A 21,469-nucleotide genomic window follows, 5' to 3' on the forward strand; every position below is an offset into this window, starting at 1 on the left:
CTTCTCAATCAGGCGCCCCGGCGATCCGCCTCGGAACTTTTTCTCCTCTTCGCGCCGTGACGAGGCGCATCGGGTATCATGCCCCTCCAGCGAGGAGCACCTATGTGGCGGGATTTGCTCGATCGATTCAAGCGCAACGATTCCTTTTCGCCCATCGCGCCGTTTCAGCCGCTGTATAGCCTCGAACAACTCGCGGCGATTGCGCGGCTGCCGATCGTCTATGTCCTCGCCTTTGCCGGCGATGGCGATGAGACCAATGACCAAGCGGTCGGCCCTGGTGTCGGCGGCATTCTGGCCAGCCTGTTGCGGCGCGACCTGGGTTTCACGCGGCGCTGCAGCGTCGTCGGGGGAGAGGATACCGGTTACCTGTACCCAAATGGGTTTGACACGCACGACGCCGAGCTCCTCGATCAGTATGCACACGCCTCGGCCATCGTGTGCGGACAAATCCGGACGCAGGCCAGCGGCGGTCTCTCGCTGCAGATTCGGATCGTGCGACGCAACGCCGTCGTAACGACAGAAGACTGCTTCTCTATTCAGGCGACCCCCGACCAGCTTTCGCGCGTAATGCCCACCATCGCCACGGCGGTCAGCAAGCGGCTCGGTTTCTCCGTATCGGCCGACGTTGCGCAGCGCTGGCGGCGACACACGGCGACCGACTGGAATCATCTGCGACGTGCCGCCGTCTGTTGGGAACGAGGCGCAGTGCCGGCACTGGCCGAAATGCTGCGAGCGGGGCACATACATCCCGATGCGACGGCTGCCGTCGACTGCGAAGGAGCGCACCGCAAAACTGCACGCGAGGCGCTGGCCCGTGCCAACGAACTCGAGCCCGACAACGCCCAACTCGCCTTCCTGACCTTTTGCACTTTCTGCAACTTCAATGTACGCCCAGTAGAACCGCGCTTCGAGACGATGTTGCGCCGCGGCCTCGCCGCCATGCCAGGGCATGGCAAGTCGCACATGGTGCTACCACACATCCTCGACCGACTCACGGACAATGTCCCTTATATTCTTGCGCACAGTGAAGCTGGCTATCGCCTGCTCCCTGGCAACAGCTTTTCCCTATCCAACTTCAGCACCTATCTTTCGCAACTCGCGCCGCACGACTCTCGTATCGAAGAACTGGCCCTGCAAGCGATTCGCCTCGATCCGGAGAATCCGTTTGGTTACCGCGATGCCATCGACTTTTACCTCGCGGGTGGTGAAGGGGCCAAGGCGATCAAGGTGGCTAGCGCGCTGCTCGAACTGTGTACCCCTCCGATCGCCGATCGCACCTGGTACTGCTTCCGCCAGGCCCCGTCCCTGGCCAAGCTGATTGACGCCCAACGCTTCAATCCCACGCAATATGCGTTGTCGCTCGTCAAACAGTGCCGCGTCGCCACGTAACGCGTGTGAGCGACTTCCACCACCCGACCAGGCGAGCTCACGCGGAGACGCGGAGTTCAGATGAGGCGCGGAGAAGGCGAATTGTCACTGCTCAGTCGACGTTCATTCTGACTGGAATTGCGGTGGTGAAGGCTTTTGCCATAGATTGCTTGTGCTGATCGCCTCAGTCGCCATGCCATTCGCCTCTTCCCCACTGGTGACGCCATGCGGAACGCTCTGGCTTTGCTCTTGCCGCTGCTGACGTTGATCAAGACTGTAGTCGCCGACGATTTCCAAGATCCCAAGTTTTCTCTCGCCGCTGAAAATGCCGCCAAGGAACGATTCGCCACAGTCCGCCAGGAACTCAAAACATTAGACGACCACCCGTGGGCCGGCGAGTACTACAAAGGGGACGGAAAAGGCCTGGTCGTTTGGCTGGCGATCGCCCCCAAGTCAGGCTTCGTCTTCGAATGGAACTCCTGCTTGGGACCGGTCGATCGCAATTACGGGGCAGTACACGAAAGCAAAGGCCAACTCAAACTCGATTTCACGTTCGAGAAGAACGATTCTGGACATCAAGTCATCACAACCGAGCTCGTTCCCGTCCGTTGGGGACCGCGTCGCTACCTGGTGATCGGCAGCAACGTCATCGGTTTCTGCAACCAGGTGAACTCGGGCAGGGAGCCGCGCGACGACATGTACGGCCTCGTCTCATTGCGACTGGGTGACGAAAAGCTGAAGGTGACCGGACTGCCCGACGTGCCGGAGAAATACCGTCCCTATCTGCTCGATCGACCGATCGATGCCGAGATCATCGCGGTGGGTGAGGCCACCAGCAAACCGGGATTGGCGAACACCGTTTTTCGCTTCACACCCGTCACCGTCAACAAGGGCACCGACGACGGACTGCTCGCGGGCATGGAATTCCTCGTAACAAGTCCAAATCAAGTGTTCAACAGAGTCCATATCAAGAGCCAAGCGCCCGACCATTCCGAGGGCGTAATCATGCAATTGGTCGACAAGCATACAGTCTTTCCGACCGTCGGTTGGAAACTGTCCACGCGTGCGCCGTGGCGTAAGACGTCACAACGAACGGCGCCATCGTGACCCAAGCGACGTCGCAGATCTGCCGCGACTGAATCAACCACCCCGCTCGTACCTCTCTTCCCTTCGCGCTCTTTGCGCCTTGGCGGTAATCAAAAATATTCAACGCAAAGGGTTTTACCGCGAAGGCGCGAAGAGCGCGAAGAGCGCGAAGGACCCAGCAGAACGGCACTGCTCGCGTGAGCGCTACTTTCCTCTCTTCGCGGTAAATCCCTGCCAGAGCCACTCGAGCGCCGCCGGCAGCGTCTGCTGTTTCACTCCCGCGTCGCAGTGGAAGGCGTTTCGCGCGAAGACGAACTGATATTCATACCCTTTCTCGGCCAGCACCTGGGCCATCCGCTCGTTCGCCACGACCCAGTCGTGCATGCCGTCGAGCATCGCGTTCGGGTTCAACAGATCCTGATCGCTGATCTCGAGCCAAATCCGTAGCGGTTTCACCGGGCTTTCGGCGATGATCTTCTCGTGAAAGCCCCACGCGCCGTGTGGCGTCTCGGGATCGTGCGGCCACTGCTGGTTCACGTACGTGCCCGAGTAGGTCAGCACGCGGTGATAAAGGTCGGGCCGGTACCACGCCATGATGAGGGCGCACGATCCTCCGGAACTGCACCCCATCGTGGCCCGTCCGTCGGGATCCTTGGTCAGCTTCACCTGGCACTCGCGCTCGACGAGCGGCAGCACTTCGCTCTCGACGAACTCGGCGTACAGGCCCGACATGGTGTCGTATTCGAGCCCGCGCTGACTCCCCTGCGCGTCGCCGCTGCCATTGCCGATCGAGATGGCGATCATGGCCGGCACTTTCTTCTCATGGATGAGATTGTCGAGCGCTGCGAAGAGCATGCGATCCGGTCCGTCGGCTCCGACGATGAACGGCGCCTCGGTGCCAGGCTTGTACTGCTGTGGCACGTACACCGTCACGCTCCGCGTGTACGGCGCCGGCCCGCTCGTTGTGACGATCATCTTCGAGGGGTCGTTCGGGTCGGCCGTACCGTATGTCCCTTTCTCGCGCGCGATGCCGGGATAGATCTTGCTGTCGCGCGATTCCATCGTGAGCTTGAAAATCTTCCCCTCGGGCACACCCGGCCGCTGCTTCATCAAGGGAGACGGCGTATGCGTCGGGCCGATGATGAAATTGCCGTTCGCGTCGACCGGCGGCACCTCGCCATCGGGCAATTCCGTCGCCTCGACGAACCCCGGCGTGTGCGGATCGCGCACGGGAGGTTTTGCCCGCTCGGCGGCCAACGCAGCGCCGACAAACGACAAGAGAATCAAGATCAGCACAGAAACGTTAGATATCCTGAAACGCATGGGACTCCCTCAGTAGGTCACGCACTCTGTGCGTGACAGAATTCCGCTCTCCTGCTCAACTCTCTCGGCAGCAAAGCCGCCGCCATATCCCAACCCGAAACGTCAGCGAGGGAAAACACAAGGGCGATGCAACAACGATTTTGTAGGTCAGGTACCCCGTACCTGACACTTGTTCGAGTTGGCCACGTCGAATGTTGTCAGGTACGGGGTACCTGACCTACGCGGCTCCCTCGCTCACGCTTCGCACTTAAGATTCCTCAAACGCGCAACTTTCAAAAGCGTGCGTGACAAAACTCCCCGCTGACCAATACCATCACCCCTGCTCAATTTCTCTCGCCAGCATTGCCACCGCCCCAAGGTAGCCGAGCAAGCAAGCCCGCACCACTCGCAAACACGTGTACCAGGATGATTGAATTGCCTCCCACGGCACGCAATACTGACACCCGTTCAAGTGGCCAGTGGTTAGTGGTCAGTACGCCACCTAACCATGCCCACTGACCTCTGCCGCCTGTCCACTGCCCACTAACCCCTGCCCCCTGCCCACCCATGCCACGTACACTGCTCGCCGCCGCCATCGCCCTCACGCTTACTCTCCCCCTCGGCGCCGCTGAAAAGCAAGAGCCGGTTCGCATGGGCGCGGGCGCCATGACCTTCGACACCGTGCCCGACTGGGGCCTGCGACCCGACGGCCACTCGGCCCTCGGCCCCACGCACGGCGGCGTCGTCATCGACAAAGGCGGCAACATCTACGTCAGTGCCAACAAGGGGGTGGTCGTCTTCACGCCGCAAGGCGCCGTCGTGCAGGAGTACGTCGGCGACGACTACTCGAACATCCACGACCTGAAGATCCGCGACGAAAACGGCGTCGAGTACATCTACGGCGCCCGCAACGCCAACGCCGAGGGGATCAAGTTCGACGCCCACTCGGGCAAGATCGTGCTGCGTCTCGGCTTCCCCTCCGAATCGGGGCTCGATCTGAAGAAGTTCAACCCCACGGCCATCGCCGTCGCCCCGAACGGCGACATCTTTCTCTCCGACGGTTACGCCAGCAATCACATCTTCAAGTTCGACCAGACCGGCAAGTACCTGAAACACTTCGGCGAGCCGGGCAACGAGCTGAAGCAGTTCAACACGGCCCACGGCATGGTGCTCGACACGCGCTACGATCCGCCGCGGCTGTTGATCTGCGATCGCAACCACGCGCCGAAGGGACGTTTGTTGCACTACGATCTCGACGGCAATTTCATCGAAGAGGTGATCACCGGCCTGGGCATGCCCACCTCGGCGGCCATCCAGGGAGATTTCGTCTCCGTGCCCGACCTGCACGGCCGCGTCGTGATCCTCGACAAGACGAACACGATCTGCGCTGTGCTGGGTCACAACCCGGATGCCGTCAAGGGGCGCGAGTTCAACGTGCCGCAAGCCGAGTGGAAAGAAGGCATCTTCAGCGGCACCCACGGCAGCTACTGGGACGCCGCAGGGAATCTCTACGTGCAAGACTGGAACGTCGACGGCCGGATCATGAAGCTGGTGCGCGTGAAGTAGATTCGCGAGGCAACGATGAGCAAAGATCGAATCATTTATCGCGGAGCACGAGTTACTTCCGACTGGCCCGAGAAAATACGCCAGGCCCAGCTAATGACGACATGTCGGCCGAATGGAATCGAAATGCAGCGAGTCCGCTACGGTGAGGAGAAAGACGATTGGGGAGCCGACGAACGACCATGCCATGATTGCGCCGTCATCAAGGGCGAGTTGCATGTGCCAGGTTGCGACGTCGAGCAATGCCCTGATTGCGGCGGACAGTTATGGTTCGGATGTGAATGCTCCTTCTCGGGCGACGAAGAAGACGACTAGAAATAGGGCTCACGCGGAGACAGGCGAAAAGTGGGCCTGCGCTTCGGCGCGCCGTCGATTTTCGGCCACCGCGCTGGCTGTGGATTTCTGCCCGTCGACACACGCAGCTCGCATTGCGCCACTGCTATTTGACCAGAATTTCCTCCGTGCTTGGAACAGACAACCGTAAAGTTTTGCCCCCCAGCGGATTTCAAGATGCCCGACTCGACTGACGACATTCGCCTGCCGCTGACCACCCCTGGAAGTTTAGGGGGGGGGGGGGCGGATGGAGCGTTTGAAAGATTTGTTCCCCGAGGCTTTTGTCGAAGGGCAGATTGACTTCGACCGGCTGCGGAATGCTCTTGGCGACTTCGTCGGCGAAGGACGGGAACGGTACGGGCTTTCGTGGGCTGGCAAAGCAGATGCCATTCGGGCGATTCAAGCACCGAGCATCGGCACGCTCGTCCCCTGCCCAGAGGAGTCGGTCAACTTCGACACGACCGAGAATCTGTTCATCGAGGGGGACAATCTCGAAGTGCTGAAGCTCTTGCAGAAGAGCTACTACGGCAAGGTCAAGATGATTTACATCGACCCGCCATACAACACGGGAGGCGAATTCATCTATCCCGACAACTTTCAAGAAGGACTCGCGGATTACCTGCGATATTCCGGACAAGTTGGCGAGGGAGGCGTCCGACTATCTACCAATCCTGAAACGTCGGGCCGTTACCACTCCAAGTGGCTCGACATGATGTATCCACGGCTCTTCCTTGCACGCAACTTGCTTCGACAAGACGGTGTCATTTTTGTTTCCATTGATGACCATGAGATTCAGAACTTGCGATTACTCATGGACGAAGTTTTTGGTGGCGAAAACTTTGTTGCAACTCTGATTTGGCAGAAAGTCTACTCACCAAAGAACACTGCAAAGCACTTCTCGGAAGACCACGACTACGTTTTAGTTTTTGCACGCGACGCTGACCATTGGCGACCGGTACTGCTTCCCCGAAGCGAAGAAGCCAACGCTCGATATAGCAATCCCGATAATGACGAAAGAGGCGATTGGAAGCCGGGCGACATGACTGCCCGTAATTACTATTCAGAAGGTCAATACGAGGTCACCAGTCCGGGCGGTAAGAACTTCAATCCTCCACGCGGAAGATACTGGGTCGTTAACCAAGAGCGATTTGAGGAGTTGAATGCCGACAGACGAATTTGGTGGGGTGAAGACGGTTTGAACATGCCTGCCCTCAAACGTTTCTTGACTGAGGTCAAGCAGGGTATGGTTCCCCAGACATTGTGGCTGTATGCCGATGTTGGCCACACCCAAGAAGCGAAGAAGGAACTTGTGAAATATGCCCAGTTCACCGAAACAGAAAACGTATTGAACTCCGTAAAGCCGACCCGGCTCATTCAGCGAATGCTTCAGATTGCCACGCAGCCGAAAGAATCCGACATTGTCCTAGACTTCTTCGCCGGAAGTGCAGCAACGGGGCATGCAGTTCTCAATCAGAATGTCGCCGACGAAGGCAACCGCCGGTTTATTCTTGTCCAACTCCCTGAACCATTGCCAAAGCCGGAACCGGGCCTGAAAACCATTTTTGACTTGGGTGCGGTTCGCCTCCGAAATGCCACAAAGGAAATTACTTCCGACGCGAATGGCAAGCTCGACGGACTCAATTCTGCCGACGTGCTCCCGCTGCTCGGCTTTCGCAAGCTCAAGCTCACTTCCAGTAACTTCAAGATTTGGGACGGCACCGGCGAAGCTACTGCCGCCGAGTTAGAAAAGCAGCTTGGGCTTTTTGCCGACCACGTACTGCCCGACCGCACGGAGCAAGACGTTCTCTACGAACTCATGCTCAAGGCAGGGCTGCCACTGACAGCCGCAATCGAGCAGAAGGCAGTCGCGGGTCAGAAAGTTTACGCGATTGCCGATGGCCTGTTAGCTATCTGCTTGGCCAATCCAATCTCGCAGGAATGTCTTCGCGGCATCATGGAACTGGCACCGCAACGAGTCATTTGTCTCGACGCTGCCTTCGGCGGCAACGACCAACTCAAAACCAACACCGTGCTCGAAATGAAATCCCACGGCATCGAATTCCGCACCGTGTGAGAAGGAAGGGGGCGAGAATGAACCGCGGAGACGCTGAGACGCCGAGAGAAGACCAGATTACGGGCGAGATCATCGGCGCGGCCATCGAGGTACATCGAGAACTGGGGCCGGGGTTACTCGAATCGGCCTATGAGAAATGCCTGTGCTATGAACTGTCGCTCCGTGGCTTGCAATGCGACCGGCAAGTCCCCCTGCCCGTTCAGTACAAGAGCGTGCGTTTAGATTGCGGATACAAGATCGATATCGTCGTCGAGCAACGAGTCATCGTCGAACTGAAAACCGTGGACAAGCTGCTGCCGATCCACGAAGCTCAATTGATCACCTACCTGAGACTCTCCGGCCACCAGTTGGGGTTGCTTTTGAATTTCAACGTGCCGGTACTCAAAGACGGCCTCAAGCGGCTCGTCAATAACTATTCCCCATCCCCCGCGTCTCCGCGTCTCGGCGGTTCCTGTCCCCCATGAAGATTCAATTCGACAGCAACCAGGACTATCAACTCGACGCCATCCAGGCGGTCGTCGATGTCTTCGACGGCCAACCGCTTGCCCAGGGGGAGTACGAGATTCGCTTCGACGCCGTCGGCGGCGACTTGCTCAGCGACTTGGGCGTCGGCAACAACCTGGTGCTCGACGAGGACCGCGTCGTACAGAACATTCAGACCGTCCAAGAGCAGAATGAGATTCAGCCCCGCGCCCGCGACTTGTCGCAGGGGATGAACTTCTCTGTCGAGATGGAGACCGGCACCGGCAAGACCTATGTCTACTTGCGGAGCATTTACGAACTCAACAAGACCTACGGCTTCAAGAAGTTTGTCATCGTCGTGCCCAGCGTCGCCATTCGCGAGGGCGTACTGAAGAACATCGAATTGACGCGGGAGCACTTCCGGGCCATCTACGGCAACGTGCCGCTCGACTCTTGGGTCTACGACTCCAAGCAAGTCTCGCGGTTACGAGGATTCAGCAATTCGAATCAGCTTCAGATACTCATCATCAACATCGACGCCTTCAACAAAGATTTAAACGTCATCCACCAGGAGAACGACAAGCTATCGGGCCGCAAGCCCATCGAATTCTTGCAGGCCACGAACCCCATCGTCATCGTCGATGAGCCACAGAACATGGAGAGCGAGCAGGCCCGCACCGCCATCGAGAATCTGAGGCCGCTTTGCACGCTGCGATATTCGGCCACCCACAAGAACGCCTACAACCTGCTGTATCGCCTGGACCCGGTGCGGGCCTATGACCTGAAGCTGGTCAAACGCATCGAGGTCGACGCGATTCTCGACGAGCCGGACTTCAATAAGCCCTACATCGAAGTCAAGTCCATCAAGGCGACCAAATCAGCCATCACGGCCAAGCTGGTCATCGACGTGGACGAAGACGGCGGACCGAAACGCAAAACGATTTCGGTCAGCAAGAACGGCACCGACTTGTTCGACAAGTCGAACGAGCGAGCCGCTTATCGCGGCTATATCGTCAACGAGATTGACGCGGGCAACGAATTCATCGCCTTCGGCAACGGCGTCACGCTCTACGCCGGCCAGACCATCGGCGGCCATACTGACGACGTGATGAAGGCCCAGATTCAAGAGACGGTGAAGGAGCACTTCGAGAAGGAATTGCGGATTCACCGCACGCAGCCGGACGGCAAGAAGATGAAGGTGCTGTCGCTGTTTTTCATCGACAAGGTTGCGAACTACTTCCCCGAAGACGGGAAGATTCGCCAATGGTTTGTCGAGGCCTATGCGGAGGTTGCCGCCAGGCCGCAGTATGAACCGCTGCAGCCGCCGCCGGTCGAACAAGTCCACAACGGATACTTTGCCGTGACCGGCAAGGGCGAGGCCAAGGACACCAGCGGCAAGACGTTGGCCGATGACGATGCTTATGAACTCATCATGCGGGACAAGGAGCGACTGCTCGACCGCGAAGTCTCGTTGCGCTTCATCTTCAGCCACTCGGCACTTCGCGAAGGGTGGGACAATCCCAACGTCTTCCAGATTTGCACGCTCAATGAAACGAAGTCGGAAGTGAAGAAGCGGCAGGAGATTGGCCGAGGATTGAGACTCCCCGTCCGCGAAGACGGCACCCGCTGCTTTGACCACACCATCAATCGGTTGACCGTTGTCGCCAACGAGAATTACGACGACTTTGCCCGGAAGCTGCAAACCGAAATCGAAGAAGAATGCGGCGTCGAGTTCGAGGGCCGCATCGCCAATAAGCGGAAACGCCGCAAGGCGATGCTCGTGCCAGGCTGGCGGTTGAATTCAGATTTCCAGGAGCTTTGGAACCGCATTCAGCACCGCACGCGGTACGCCGTCACCTACACGACTACGGACCTTATTACCAAGGCGTCAACCGCAGTGGGCCAAATGCCAGCAATCAAAAAGCCGAAGCTCATGGCTTTGAAATCGCGAGTCAAGATTACCGAAGAAGGGGTTACTGGCGAATTGCTGGCCGCCAGGCAACTCGAAATGGAAGAGGCTGAACAGAGGACCATTCCCGACTTGCTCGGCTACCTTCAACGAGAGACAGAGCTTACCCGCAAGACGCTTGCCGAAGTGCTGATTCAATCCGGTCGGCTGGACGACGTAGCCACCAACCCGCAGCAGTTTCTTGATCATGCCTTATCGGCCCTCAAGCAAACGCTGCACCAGATGATTGTGGATGGCATCAAGTACGAGAAGGTGAACGGCCAGATCTACGAAATGCTGTTGTTCGAGGAGAAGGAGATCGAGAGCTACACCGCGCGGATGGTGGACGTGAAGAATGGCGTTTACGATTGCGTCGAAGTCGAGTCGGAAGTCGAGCGGGAATTTGCCGAGGCCATGAGCACCCGCACCGACATCAAGCTCATCATCAAGCTGCCGGACTGGTTTCAGGTCGAGACGCCCATCGGCAGCTACAACCCGGATTGGGCCATCGTGAAGCAGCCCGAGGGGGGCGACGCCAAGCTCTATTTAGTGCGGGAGACCAAGAGCACCAAGGAGCAGCAGAAGCTCCGCCCAAGCGAGTGGGACAAGATTCGCTGCGGCAAGGCCCACTTCAGGGCGTTGAACGTGGATTTCGAGGAAATCACCGGAGCTAAGCAAGTGTGATGCGGTCGATCCTCGCTCTCTTCCCGCGCTGCATGGGAAGAGGGCGAGTAAGTATTGTCAGGGACCCGCTCTCGCTTTTCGCCCACAATGGGATTGTCGGCGATGAGAGGCGAGTTCATCTCTACTGCCCCTGGGGAAATCGCCATCCATGCTATTCAGTCATGTCGTGCTCGCCGATTAGCTCTACGTTTGCACCTTGCTTGGGGGCGTTGATGATGAGCAAGGCGGTAGCATCCTCGATTCCGTGCAGAGCAAAAGGAATGCCCCTGTTGAGGTAGAGAAGTCGACGCGGGCCAATCACATGGCATTCGTCCAGGAACTCCACTCGAAGACTACCTTCGAGACATTGGACCATCACATCACCTTCCGCCTCGTGCTGAGGCATGTGCGACCCTTCCCCGATCCAGAGTTGTAACACCTCCATTTGCGGCGTCTTGATCAAGGTAGCAATCTGCTCCGAGCCCGAGGTGCGCGCCGCCATTTCCAAGATTTGGTGATGAGTAGTCAGATTCGGTTGCTCCAGCTTAAAAACGCCACTCATGGCGTATCTCCTAATCGAGTCCTAAGCAAGATACGACCGCAACCAGCCGATGCCGTGCAATGCCTGGGACCGCCAGGTCGCCGAGCGGATGCCTGGCAGGCATCCTAGAATCGTTCTGCTCCGAGGCACATTCGCTGCGCGGCTAGCAAATGGAGGTCGGTCAGACTCCGTTTCGATCAGTCCGGGATTTCATCCTCGCGAGCCTCTGTCTCGCTGCCGCCTTGATTTCCATGAGCTTCAGCGGCAGGGCCAGAACATATTCCAGGTCATCGATCGCCGCTTCCCGCTGACCCAGCGTGGCGTAGACCAAGGCGCGATTGTAACGTGCCATCGCCTGCACATCGGCTGGCCCGTTCGACATTTTGATCGCAGTGGAGTAGCACTCGATCGCCTGGCGATGTTGTCGGCTATTGGCGTGTTCCATGCCACAACGGTAGTGCCACAGCGCCTTGCCACGGCGCGTGAAGCTGCCGTACAGCCAATTCAGCAAGCTCATGCTAACCTTTCGAAGGCCGGGGCGTTTTGGATGACATTCGACGAACGGTACGTCTCGGCCCGCTTGCCGTCGTGTGACGAGCCCTGGTGGCGTCGAGTTCACGTCGACGTTGTAAAGTCGAAGGAAACCGCATTCCTGATTCCAATTCGTATCGTTCGGCACGAACAAACCAGAAGGAAAGACCGCCCTTATTGTGGGAAGGCAATTCTCGATTGACGGCCGCTCGAATTCCAAGAGAGCCCTTGCGGCCCGTTTTGCGCCAACCGTGTCGCGTCATGATCATGCGCACGAGCACCCCGATCGCCTGGCGGACTCGCTGCGTCCGCTGCGGATGCACCGTGGCAAAAAACTTGTCGATGACAGGTTGAGCTTCGAGCTCGCGTACGACGCCGGCCAACGGCGGGCGGTCGTGGTGCAGTTCTGACTCGATCATCCGGCGCTGCCGTTGCTCATCGTTAAAGAATTGAAGCAACTGATCGAAGGGAATCGACAGATCCTGAGCGACATCCGTGAACGTGCAGCCGCGACGGTCTTCGAGAAAATCCTTGCGCGAGATGGCGATGCCAGACATCGTTTTACCTGCTATTTGATAGTCCATATTCTGCACGTACAAATATTGTACCTGTAGAAATTGTAGGTGAATAATTCCGCTCTGTAAAGGCAGCCGGAAGCCGCATCGCAACCCCTTGATGCTTAGAGGGTTGCGAACAGGAGAGTCGGCTACCGGTCCTCCCATCGGCGTCCGCGAGCGCGCATGAAGCCGTTGACGCGGTGCCTCGCAATACCTACAGTTGCAGCAGCTAAGGGAAGCGAAGGCGACGCGAGATGCCTTCCCCGATGGCGGGCTGATGTGCCCCGAGGGCGAATAATATCCCTGCCACGTCTGGAAATCCTCTTCACTCGCCCCTTCGATGGTTTGGCCTGTTTCGACCTGCCAAACCGCGCTCGTTGAGCAACCATCACTTTGCTGCTGGGCTCGTTTTGCTCCCTGGTCCTTCTCGCAAGGGCGACAAGGACGGTCTCAATACTTGGCCGCGCATCGCACGTCGCGCGCCAGGTTTCATGCATGACGTGCCCAGGAGAGTTGCGAAGTGTCGCAAGGTACTATCAAGAAATTGACGGACAAGGGTTTCGGGTTCATCCAAGGAGAGCACGGCGAGCTCTTCTTTCATCACTCGTCGGTCGAGGGTGCTCCGTTCGAAAGCCTTCACGAGGGACAGTCGGTGCAATACACCGAAGGACGCGGCCCCAAAGGCCCCCGTGCCGAGAGTGTTCGCGCTCTCTAGCATCTGATGTGTCGCCCCACCACGCTTGGGGATACCCCCGAGCGAACCGGAGATCAGCACGCCGCACGCGTGAGTCCATCTTGCTGTGCGGCGTGCTGGTACACGTGCAACCCAGTATCTCAAGCAGGTAGCCCTTGGCGAAAAACCGCAACACCTTCGAGAAGCAGCGTCGAGAACTGGAAAAAAAACGCAGTGCCGAAGAAAAACGCGCTCGCCGCAAGCTTCGGCAGAGCGTGACGAACGAGTCACCGGCGAATGAGGATCGGCCACTGAGAGAGGTGCCAGAATCATCGCACGAGTGAGTCTCACCCAGTTGGAATGCCTTCCATGACGCGAGCCCCCAGGACGAAATCCCGAGTCGCATGCCCTGAGCACTTTCCGCAATCCTCTAAGGACGGACAATCGCTGCTCGATGTCTTTCGCAGGTTTCAGATCGGACAGGGAGAGATGCTGTGCTTCTTCGGGCCTACGCTTGAAAAGCACAGCCGTGCTCTTCGTCAATTCACCGAACAAGGATTGCTGGTCAAGGAACGCTTCCGCGGCGGGTACGCTCTCACGCCCACTGGCTTCGCCGCCTTACGCGCGCGGTGTCGCTCGCTGGCTGCCGCTCCCAGGCCAGAACGATTTGCAGATTCAGCGACCAATCGCAGGACGCGGTAGCGCAACGCAACAGAGCCTTGCTGGAGTCAAGACTTGCTCCGTCACACCGTTTCAGACGTCGCGGTCTCCCTGGGCGATCTCTCGCCACGCGAACTCAAGTCGATCTTGGCCCGTTACCGTGGGGGGAGCACTTTCCGCAGCCTGTCGCAACTGTTGAGCACGCTCTTGCTTTTCACGCTGGGCTGGCTGGCGATGTGGTGGAGTTTCGAGTTCAGCTATGCCTGGACTTTGTTGCTGGCGATCCCCACAGCAGGCTTCGCCGTGCGACTTTTCATCCTGCAACACGATTGCGGCCACGGATCATTCTTTCATTCGATGACCGCAAATCGCCTGGTCGGAAATATGTTGGGAGTCTTGACGCTCACGCCGTACGAGTGCTGGCGACGACAACACGCCGCACATCACGCGACAAGCGGGCAACTAGATCATCGCGGCATCGGCGATATTCGCACCATGACCGTGACGGAGTATCAACTTGCCTCGCGCTGGCAACGCTTTGTTTATCGTCTCTATCGTCATCCGGTCGTTTTGTTCGGGGTGGGCCCTTTCTTGCATTTTGCAATACTGCAGCGTTTCACCGGGAGCCTGCCGCGCCATTGGCGCAAGGAACGGTGGAGCGTTCATCAGACCAACCTGGCGATCCTGGCTCTCGTCTTGCTGATGGCGTGGCTCGTCGGCCCCTGGACCCTGGCCGCTCTCCATTTGCCCATCGTGTTGCTCGCAGGCTCGTGTGGAGTCTGGCTGTTCTACATCCAGCACCAGTTCGATCCGACCTATTGGGAGCATGACGACCAGTGGGAGCATGCCACGGCCGCAATCGCGGGGAGCTCGCACCTGGCGTTGCCCGCCCCGCTGGCCTGGCTGACTGCCAATATCGGCTTGCACCACATCCACCATCTCGATAGCCGCATTGCCAATTATTCGCTGGCAGCGTGCTATCGAGCGCACGCCCAGCTTCAAACGGCGCAGCGGCTGACTCTTCGCTCCTCGCTGGCCTGCACGCGATTGAAGCTGTGGGATGAACGATCCGGGCGACTCGTCGGCTTCGCCGACGTGGTCTTGCCCGCACGCCAAACCGCCCGTGGAACGCAAGTCGTCGAGGAAAGATCAACATGATGCGCGATATTGAATATGCCGCCTTGGCCGTACGCCGGCAAATTGTCGAGAAGTTCGGTGCGGAGGAAGATCTGTCCAAGCTGACCGTGCAGGCGGGAGAAGCGACGATCGTAGTTGCACATGGCGCGCAACGCGTCGAGGGTACGCGCGACAACTTACTCGCCATGCTTCGCCAGTCGACTACATACGGCGACTTCTTGGGACTGGGTGTCTCCGTCCGAGCGAGATAGCGGCCCTGCTTCTCAACCGGGGATTGGTGGCCTCGTGCGAGGCGTGCCATGCACTGGTACGCGGACCAGTCCCACACCGCTTACCACTCTCTCCCTCTCCTCTACCAAGGTTGCATTGGACCTGATCGGCCTTGTACGATCGGGTACTTATTCCGCTCCGCGCAGCCAAGGAGTCTAGGGCGCCCAACGGAAGCCCGGAATGCGTGAGGGCACCGTTCTTCAAAGGAGCTCATTGGCCGCGCGGACAGCAATAGGGCATTCTTGGGAGTCCGCTTGGACAGGGCAATTGAGAGGGCAGTTCTATGTCCACGTTGACGATTAGCGGCAACTGGTTCGAGTTGTTGTCAGGTACAGGGCACCTACGCGCTTCGTTAGCGTTTCTGCACCAGGCAGGACCAGCCGAGGAAGTTTTCTGGCACGCCGGGGGCCGTGTCGAAGCGGAATTCGTGCAGGTCGAGAATGTCGAACGCCATGCCGAGCTCGGTGCGGAGTTGTTCTTCGCTCACCACGGGTGGGCCTGGCTCGTGCGGCTCGCGAGCGTTGCCCGTCAGGATGAGCCCTCGCGCGCCGAGCGACAGTCGAGCGGCGATCGAGGGGGCATATTTGCTCGGGTCGTTGCGGCGCACGGCGTGATAACAGCCTCGATCGAAGAAGAACTCGAACGGGGCGCCCAACTCCGGCAGATCGAAGACGTCGGCCACGGTGAAACGCACCTGCACGCCCGATTCGTGGGCACGTTTTTCCGCTTGTTCAATGGCGAGCGGCGCCACGTCGATGCCGGTAATGTCGAAGCCCTGCTGGGCCAGCCAGACGCTGTTCGTGCCCGTGCCGCAGCCGACGTCGAGAACACGGCAGGGTCGAATGCCGTAACGCTCGAGCACGAGTTGCAGCTCGGACGAAGGGCGGCCCGTGTCCCAGGGGAGAAATCCTTCGCGGTAGCGGTCGTTCCAATCGTTGTGGTCGGTCATGTCAGTGGTCAGTGGTCAGTGGTCAGTGGGCAGGGGGCAGGGGGCAGGGGTTCGTGGGGGCGCTTTGGTTTAGCTTTCAGTATGGAGTTGGCGTGGGCGTTGTAAACCTTTTTGACGTCGAGCCCAGCACGCTGGCGACGCCGCTCCGGAAAATCGTCTGTTACCCCCCACCGCTTAACCGCAACATCAAGGGTTCACGGTGTCAAGTGCTCCAGCTCCCCCTTGGCGGATTGGCGTTGAATCCTTTTTCTTGCCCACGAATACTTCGTTCTTCTGACGGCGGGGCAACCATATTTCTTGTGGTGGTTGCCGATAGTTCTGGCCTGAGACGACAGAAGGCATTCCAGTGATCACACGCGTATTCCGTCTGCTCTCGGTGATATTTGGGCTGCTCGGTCTGGCCGGTTGTCTCGCGGTCGTCGTAGCGGCGTGGCTGGTCGGCGCGCGGGTAAACCACATCGCGGGGCAAGCCTTTGGCGCAGTCGACGAGACGCTCGTCGCCGTCGAGCAGCGCGTGGCGCAGACGCGCGCCCAGGTAAAGACCCTGACGCTGACCGCGCAAGGCATCGAACAGGGTTTGAAAGATTGGGCACAGGAGCAGGCCCTGGCCCGTGTCGGCGAACGGTTCGATGTCGAGCGGCAGGCCGAGCGACTCGAAGCGGGGCTCGATCAGGTCGATGCCTGGCTCGAGCTGGCCGAATCGTCGGTGCAGTTCGTCGATCGGGCGCTCGAGGTGGGGAACGCGCTCGGCATGTCGCTGCCGCGCGACACGGCCGGAAGTCTGCTCGACGAACTGGCGCGACTTCGCACGCAGTTGGGCGAGATGGAGAAGCCGGTGGAGCGAATCCGCGAAGGGGTCAGCGGTATCGTCGACGAGCATACCCGGCGGCAGCGCGTCGAGCAGATTGTACAACTGGCGGCGCGCGTCATGGCGACGCTCGGGGCGCTGGACGCCGGGATCGATCGGCTCGAGTTGCGTTTGACCGAGTTCGAGACCGCCACGCGGCAAGCTCGGGCAGCGACAACGTGGTGGATTCACGCGGCTTCATTTGGCATGACGCTGCTCGTCGGCTGGATGGCCGCCGGCCAGGGGGCGCTGTGCGTGCTGGGATGGACGGGGAGGAGTGGCTAGTAATCAGTGGTCAGGGGTTGGATGGGGGCGCGGTTTGCTTCGCTCGGCGTCAGGGCTATGCTGATGCCCGTATTCTTGGTGCCGGTTTTCACACGCGAGCGTGAAGATTGGTTGGATCGTTCGTGGGGAGAATGATGGGGCAGGTGCTGCGCGTGCTTGGTGCGATCGTGGCCGGCGTGGTGACGACGTTTCTGCTGGCGGTGGCCGTTGAAATCGGCGCCTTATATTGTTCGCTCCTCGACAGTTCATCGTTGCCCATGCGTATCGGCTTGATGCGGCATTTTCCGGTGGATGTGGAGCTGCCGCGCGGCTGGAAGAGCATCGCGGAACTGATGGCGTGGCGCGAGCGGTACGATGCCTCGCTGCCGCAGGTGGGACAATTCGACCTGGGGGGCGGCGGCTGGCAGGCCTGCCTGGCGAGCGACATGCCGCGCACGCGACTCACCGCCCAGGCGGTTTACGCCGGCGAGATCGAGACGACCCCGCTGCTGCGCGAACCGCAGTTCGAGGCGTTTCGCACGGGCGGGCTGCGGCTGCCGATTCTCGCCTGGCGGACGCTCTTGTGGATGACCTGGACGACTGGACACCGTTCGCAACGGACCTGCCGCGACGATTTTCGCGGGCGACTGCGCACCGTGGCCGATCGCTTGTGCGCGGCCGAATGCGATACGCTCGTCGTTTCGCATGCCGGCATGATGGCCTACCTCGCCGCGGAGCTGCGCCGGCGTGGATTCGTCGGACCGCGGTTTCGACTCGCCCGCTATGCGACGGTGTATGAGTTTATGAGTGGACAGGGGGCAGGGAGTAGGGGGCAGTGACATCTTCCAAGAGCTGGCCATCGAGATGCTCGAGCAATTCGCTGCTGACTGAGTTGAGCAGGGGGAAAGGGGCGGTTTCAACCCGATTGGGCTCTACCACCGCGACGATTCGGTGCGGGGACACGGCTGATGTGCGAAACCGGGGCTCGATTCCGGGGTTTCTGGTATGATCGAGGGCGACAGCCAATCGTCGACGTTCTGCCCGTGTTGAAACGGTCAAAGGAGTCGCGGGGTATGCCTTACAGCCTGGCGAGCTCGCAACGTGTGGCACGTTCGAGTCCCAGATGCCGCTCCTTCTTGATGTGAACGCACGCCTGAACTTTCCTCCGAGCCCGCAGGTGAATCTGATGCGAGCAACTCTCGCGACTTCTTTCGTGACAGCCCTATGGATTCTCGCCACGGTGGCAGGCGTGTCGGGAGCAGACGGGAGCCCCGTCGGCCAGAAGATCGAGAACTTCACGCTCAAGAACCAGTTCGGCAAGGAATACTCGCTCGACGCATTGAAGGATCGCGACGTCGTGGTGGTCGCATTCCTGGGGGCCGAGTGCCCACTCGCCAAGTTATATGGTCCGCGACTGGCCGATCTGGCGGCGAAGCTGGCTGACCGGGGGGTGGCGTTCGTGGGCATCGATTCGAACCAGCAAGATTCGCTGCCGGAGATCGCGGCCTATGCCTCGCGGCACAAGATCGACTTTCCCATCTTGAAGGATCCCGGCAACGCGATCGCCGATCGCTTTGGAGCCGAGCGCACGCCCGAGGTGTTCGTGCTCGATCGCGAGCGAAAGGTGCAATACCGTGGCCGCATCGACGATCAATATGGCTTTGCCGAGGGCGTGGGCTACCAGCGTCCTGTACCTTCGCGGCAGGATCTGCTCGAAGCGGTCGAAGAGGTGCTGGCCGGCAAGCCGGTGAGCGAGCCAGAAACGAAAACGCTGGGCTGCCTCATCGGCCGCGTGCGCGAAGTGAATGCCGCGTCGGAAGTGACCTTCTCGAACCAGATTGCCCGGGTCTTTCAGCAACACTGCGTCGAGTGCCATCGGCCGGGACACATCGGGCCGTTCTCGCTCACGAGCTATGAAGATGCCGCGGGCTGGGGAGAGATGATTCGTGAGGTGGTCAACGACGGACGGATGCCTCCCTGGCACGCCGCCGGCGAGCATGGCAAGTTCAAGAACGATCTGCGACTGAGCGACGAGGACAAGAAGCTGATCGATACCTGGGTGACGAACGGGTGCCCCGAAGGTGATCGCGCGCAGTTGCCCCCCGAGCGAGAATTCGTCACGGGCTGGTCGATCGGCGAGCCGGATCAGATCGTTTACATGCGCGACAAGCCGGTCGAAGTTCCGGCCGAAGGGGTAATCGACTACTACCACTTCGTGGTCGACCCGGGCTGGACGGAGGACAAATGGATCATGGCGGCCGAGGCGCGCCCCGGCAGCCCGGAGACGGTCCACCATATTCTCGTGTTCGTGGCGCCGCCGCGTTCGGGCGGGGGGGACTTGTTCTCTTCGTTCCGCGGGCGGGGGAATCCCAATCGCGATGCGGGACGACGCAACGATCGTGCGCGCGAAGAGAATCAAGATGACGCGGCAAAGAACGAGGAGCGAGAGGATCAACCGGAAGAGCGATCGCCGGAGAATCGGGGCCGGCGCGGGCGATCGGGCGGCCCACGCGGCAACGGCTTCGGTGGCCCCCGCGGCAGTGGCGGTGAAGGTGGTCGTGGCTTTGGTGGGGGTGGGGGCGGGGGCGGGTTTGGTGGTGGCGGCGGTATCGGCAGCGGCAACTTGATCGCCGGCTACGCGCCGGGCATGAACCCGATGCTGGCCACCGACGGCACGACCGCCATGCATGTGCCCGCCGGATCGAGGCTGATATTTCAACTGCACTACACGCCCAACGGCGCGCCGCAGAGCGATCGCAGTTACGTGGGCTTCCGCTTCGTCGAGCCCGAGCGTGTGCAGTACGTCGCACGCAGCACGGCGCTGGCGAACCCCTTCTTCGCGATTCCGCCGGGCAACGACGATTATCACGTTTCGGCCGAAAGCACCTTCGAGCACGACACGCTGCTGGCGAACATGACGCCCCACATGCATACGCGCGGCAAGGCGTTCCGCTACGAGATGACGTATCCCGACGGCAAACAAGAGGTGTTGCTCGACGTGCCGGCCTACGACTTCAACTGGCAGACGACCTATTTCCTCAGCGAACCGAAGATGATTCCGAAGGGCTCGAAGCTGGTTTGCACGGCGCACTGGGACAACTCGGAGAACAACCTGTCGAATCCCGATCCGACGAAGGTGGTGACCTGGGGAGACCAGACGTTCGAGGAAATGATGATCGGCTTCTACGTCGAGGTCTTTCCGAAGGGGGAGGTGCCGCCATCGAACCTGCGGCGGATGTTTGGCAAGCTCGAGCCGGAAAAGATCTTCGAGGCGCTCGACGCGAACAAGGATGGCAAGTTGACGAAGGAAGAACTGCCCGACCAGGTGGGGGATCGTCTGTCGTTCGCCGACACGAATCGTGACGGGGCTATCAGCTTGAACGAACTAAAGGTGCTGACGACGCTGATCTCGAGCTTCACGCAGCAGCGCGAGCGGGATTAGCGCGGCGGGGTGTAACGAGGCATACTGGAAACACCTCGCTCAGCAGCACGGCGTGGACATTGCAACAATCTCGGCCGCTAGCGTCGCCTATCGCCATCCGATTCTGAGCCCAGATGATTGCACACGCCCGCCCACGCCTGTGGTTTCTATGCGTCGCGGGAGTTATTGGCCTGCTCGGTCTATACCTGCCTTATCGCGCGTGGGATAGACACGAGATGCTTTCTCGATCCCGACAAGGGGCCTATCCAATGAACGAGACGACTTTCTGGGACATCATCGAACTGCTCGACTGGGATCAGACCGGCGACGACGAGGCTGTGCTAGAGCCGGCGTGTCAAGCGCTCGCCGCGCTTGACGACGATGCGATCTTTGAGTTCGAAAACATCCTCGCCGAAAAGCTCCACGCGATCGATACGCGAGAACATTGTCGCGCCTGCTACGCGGGCGAACTCGATCCCGACGATGGTGATGACTTTATTTCAGCCGACGATTTTCTCTACTCTCGGTGCGTCGCCGTAGCCAATGGCCGCGACGTTTATACGTCGATCCTGGCCGACCCTGCCGAGATGCCGCAAGGCTTGGAATTCGAATCGTTGTTGTCCCTTCCTGCTTCCGCCTATGAGCTCAAGACTGGCAACGAGTACGAGCACGTCCCTCGTGTCAGTTACGAAAGCTTTCAGAATCTGGCCGGATGGGCAGCGACGGCAGCGACGCGGCCTGGAAAGCTTACCGGGGAAAATGTTCCTCCCGGAAACCGGCGGCCGACTTGAGGATCGGCGGGACCTTCGCTTTGCGGCTA

At 59.7% G+C, this 21,469-nt stretch carries 19 protein-coding genes; 14 read left to right on the forward strand and 5 right to left on the reverse strand.

Annotated elements, in window-relative coordinates; genetic code table 11:
* The first annotated feature begins 102 nt into the window (after window positions 1-102).
* Both KF708_18575 and KF708_18580 read left to right on the forward strand, forming a co-directional pair.
* The gene (locus KF708_18575; GenBank protein ID MBX3414700.1) at window positions 103-1,389 is read left to right on the forward strand and encodes a hypothetical protein; all 1,287 of its coding nucleotides are present in this window, start codon (window positions 103-105) and stop codon (window positions 1,387-1,389) included.
* Window positions 1,390-1,617: 228 nt separating this feature from the next.
* Window positions 1,618-2,475 carry a hypothetical protein gene (locus KF708_18580; GenBank protein MBX3414701.1) on the forward strand — a complete coding sequence of 286 codons (858 nt, stop codon included), beginning with the start codon at window positions 1,618-1,620 and terminating at the stop codon, window positions 2,473-2,475.
* Between the two features lie 183 nt (window positions 2,476-2,658).
* Here the strand turns inward: KF708_18580 and KF708_18585 are convergent, their stop codons facing one another.
* Window positions 2,659-3,750, reverse strand: coding sequence for an enterobactin esterase (locus KF708_18585; protein MBX3414702.1), 1,092 nt, complete (start codon window positions 3,748-3,750; stop codon window positions 2,659-2,661).
* Window positions 3,751-4,323: 573 nt separating this feature from the next.
* On the opposite strand from KF708_18585, the gene KF708_18590 reads away from it, so the two are divergent.
* The 5 genes from KF708_18590 to KF708_18610 all read left to right on the forward strand — a co-directional run bounded on the left by KF708_18590 (window position 4,324) and on the right by KF708_18610 (window position 10,820).
* On the forward strand, window positions 4,324-5,322 hold the full coding sequence (locus KF708_18590) for a hypothetical protein (protein MBX3414703.1): 999 nt from the start codon (window positions 4,324-4,326) through the stop codon (window positions 5,320-5,322).
* A gap of 15 nt (window positions 5,323-5,337) precedes the next feature.
* A complete protein-coding gene (locus KF708_18595; GenBank protein ID MBX3414704.1) occupies window positions 5,338-5,634 on the forward strand; it encodes a hypothetical protein in 297 nt (98 codons plus the stop codon).
* A 274-nt stretch (window positions 5,635-5,908) separates the two neighbouring features.
* A complete protein-coding gene (locus KF708_18600) occupies window positions 5,909-7,726 on the forward strand; it encodes a site-specific DNA-methyltransferase (protein MBX3414705.1) in 1,818 nt (605 codons plus the stop codon).
* Between the two features lie 17 nt (window positions 7,727-7,743).
* Window positions 7,744-8,190 (forward strand): GxxExxY protein, encoded by a 447-nt coding sequence (locus tag KF708_18605; GenBank protein MBX3414706.1) that lies wholly within the window; start codon window positions 7,744-7,746, stop codon window positions 8,188-8,190.
* On the forward strand, window positions 8,187-10,820 hold the full coding sequence (locus KF708_18610) for a DEAD/DEAH box helicase family protein (protein MBX3414707.1): 2,634 nt from the start codon (window positions 8,187-8,189) through the stop codon (window positions 10,818-10,820). The genes KF708_18605 and KF708_18610 overlap by 4 nt, the downstream gene beginning before the upstream one ends.
* Before the next feature lie 151 nt (window positions 10,821-10,971).
* Here the strand turns inward: KF708_18610 and KF708_18615 are convergent, their stop codons facing one another.
* The 3 genes from KF708_18615 to KF708_18625 all read right to left on the reverse strand — a co-directional run bounded on the left by KF708_18615 (window position 10,972) and on the right by KF708_18625 (window position 12,470).
* A complete protein-coding gene (locus tag KF708_18615; GenBank protein MBX3414708.1) occupies window positions 10,972-11,361 on the reverse strand; it encodes a hypothetical protein in 390 nt (129 codons plus the stop codon).
* A gap of 160 nt (window positions 11,362-11,521) precedes the next feature.
* The gene (locus KF708_18620; protein ID MBX3414709.1) at window positions 11,522-11,857 is read right to left on the reverse strand and encodes a hypothetical protein; all 336 of its coding nucleotides are present in this window, start codon (window positions 11,855-11,857) and stop codon (window positions 11,522-11,524) included.
* 1 nt (window position 11,858) lies between these two features.
* Window positions 11,859-12,470: a hypothetical protein gene (locus KF708_18625; protein ID MBX3414710.1), complete on the reverse strand. Its 612-nt coding sequence runs from the start codon at window positions 12,468-12,470 to the stop codon at window positions 11,859-11,861.
* A gap of 478 nt (window positions 12,471-12,948) precedes the next feature.
* On the opposite strand from KF708_18625, the gene KF708_18630 reads away from it, so the two are divergent.
* The 3 genes from KF708_18630 (at window position 12,949) to KF708_18640 (ending at window position 15,149) form a co-directional block, all read left to right on the forward strand.
* Window positions 12,949-13,143, forward strand: a complete 195-nt coding sequence (locus tag KF708_18630; protein MBX3414711.1) for a cold shock domain-containing protein — start codon at window positions 12,949-12,951, stop codon at window positions 13,141-13,143.
* A 693-nt stretch (window positions 13,144-13,836) separates the two neighbouring features.
* On the forward strand, window positions 13,837-14,919 hold the full coding sequence (locus KF708_18635) for a fatty acid desaturase (protein ID MBX3414712.1): 1,083 nt from the start codon (window positions 13,837-13,839) through the stop codon (window positions 14,917-14,919).
* Window positions 14,916-15,149, forward strand: a complete 234-nt coding sequence (locus KF708_18640) for a hypothetical protein (protein MBX3414713.1) — start codon at window positions 14,916-14,918, stop codon at window positions 15,147-15,149. The genes KF708_18635 and KF708_18640 overlap by 4 nt, the downstream gene beginning before the upstream one ends.
* A gap of 371 nt (window positions 15,150-15,520) precedes the next feature.
* Here KF708_18640 and KF708_18645 read toward each other — a convergent pair whose 3' ends face one another.
* Window positions 15,521-16,117, reverse strand: a complete 597-nt coding sequence (locus KF708_18645; GenBank protein MBX3414714.1) for a methyltransferase domain-containing protein — start codon at window positions 16,115-16,117, stop codon at window positions 15,521-15,523.
* A 346-nt stretch (window positions 16,118-16,463) separates the two neighbouring features.
* Between KF708_18645 and KF708_18650 the strand changes: the two genes are divergently transcribed.
* From KF708_18650 to KF708_18665, 4 genes are all read left to right on the forward strand, one after another.
* A complete protein-coding gene (locus tag KF708_18650) occupies window positions 16,464-17,249 on the forward strand; it encodes a hypothetical protein (GenBank protein ID MBX3414715.1) in 786 nt (261 codons plus the stop codon).
* Window positions 17,250-17,371: 122 nt separating this feature from the next.
* Window positions 17,372-18,067 carry a histidine phosphatase family protein gene (locus KF708_18655; protein MBX3414716.1) on the forward strand — a complete coding sequence of 232 codons (696 nt, stop codon included), beginning with the start codon at window positions 17,372-17,374 and terminating at the stop codon, window positions 18,065-18,067.
* 374 nt (window positions 18,068-18,441) lie between these two features.
* Window positions 18,442-20,670, forward strand: coding sequence for a redoxin domain-containing protein (locus KF708_18660; GenBank protein ID MBX3414717.1), 2,229 nt, complete (start codon window positions 18,442-18,444; stop codon window positions 20,668-20,670).
* Window positions 20,671-20,918: 248 nt separating this feature from the next.
* Window positions 20,919-21,440 (forward strand): DUF4240 domain-containing protein, encoded by a 522-nt coding sequence (locus KF708_18665; protein MBX3414718.1) that lies wholly within the window; start codon window positions 20,919-20,921, stop codon window positions 21,438-21,440.
* Window positions 21,441-21,469 lie beyond the last annotated feature (29 nt).

Source organism: Pirellulales bacterium, from assembly GCA_019636335.1.
Lineage (GTDB): Bacteria > Planctomycetota > Planctomycetia > Pirellulales > JAEUIK01 > JAHBXR01.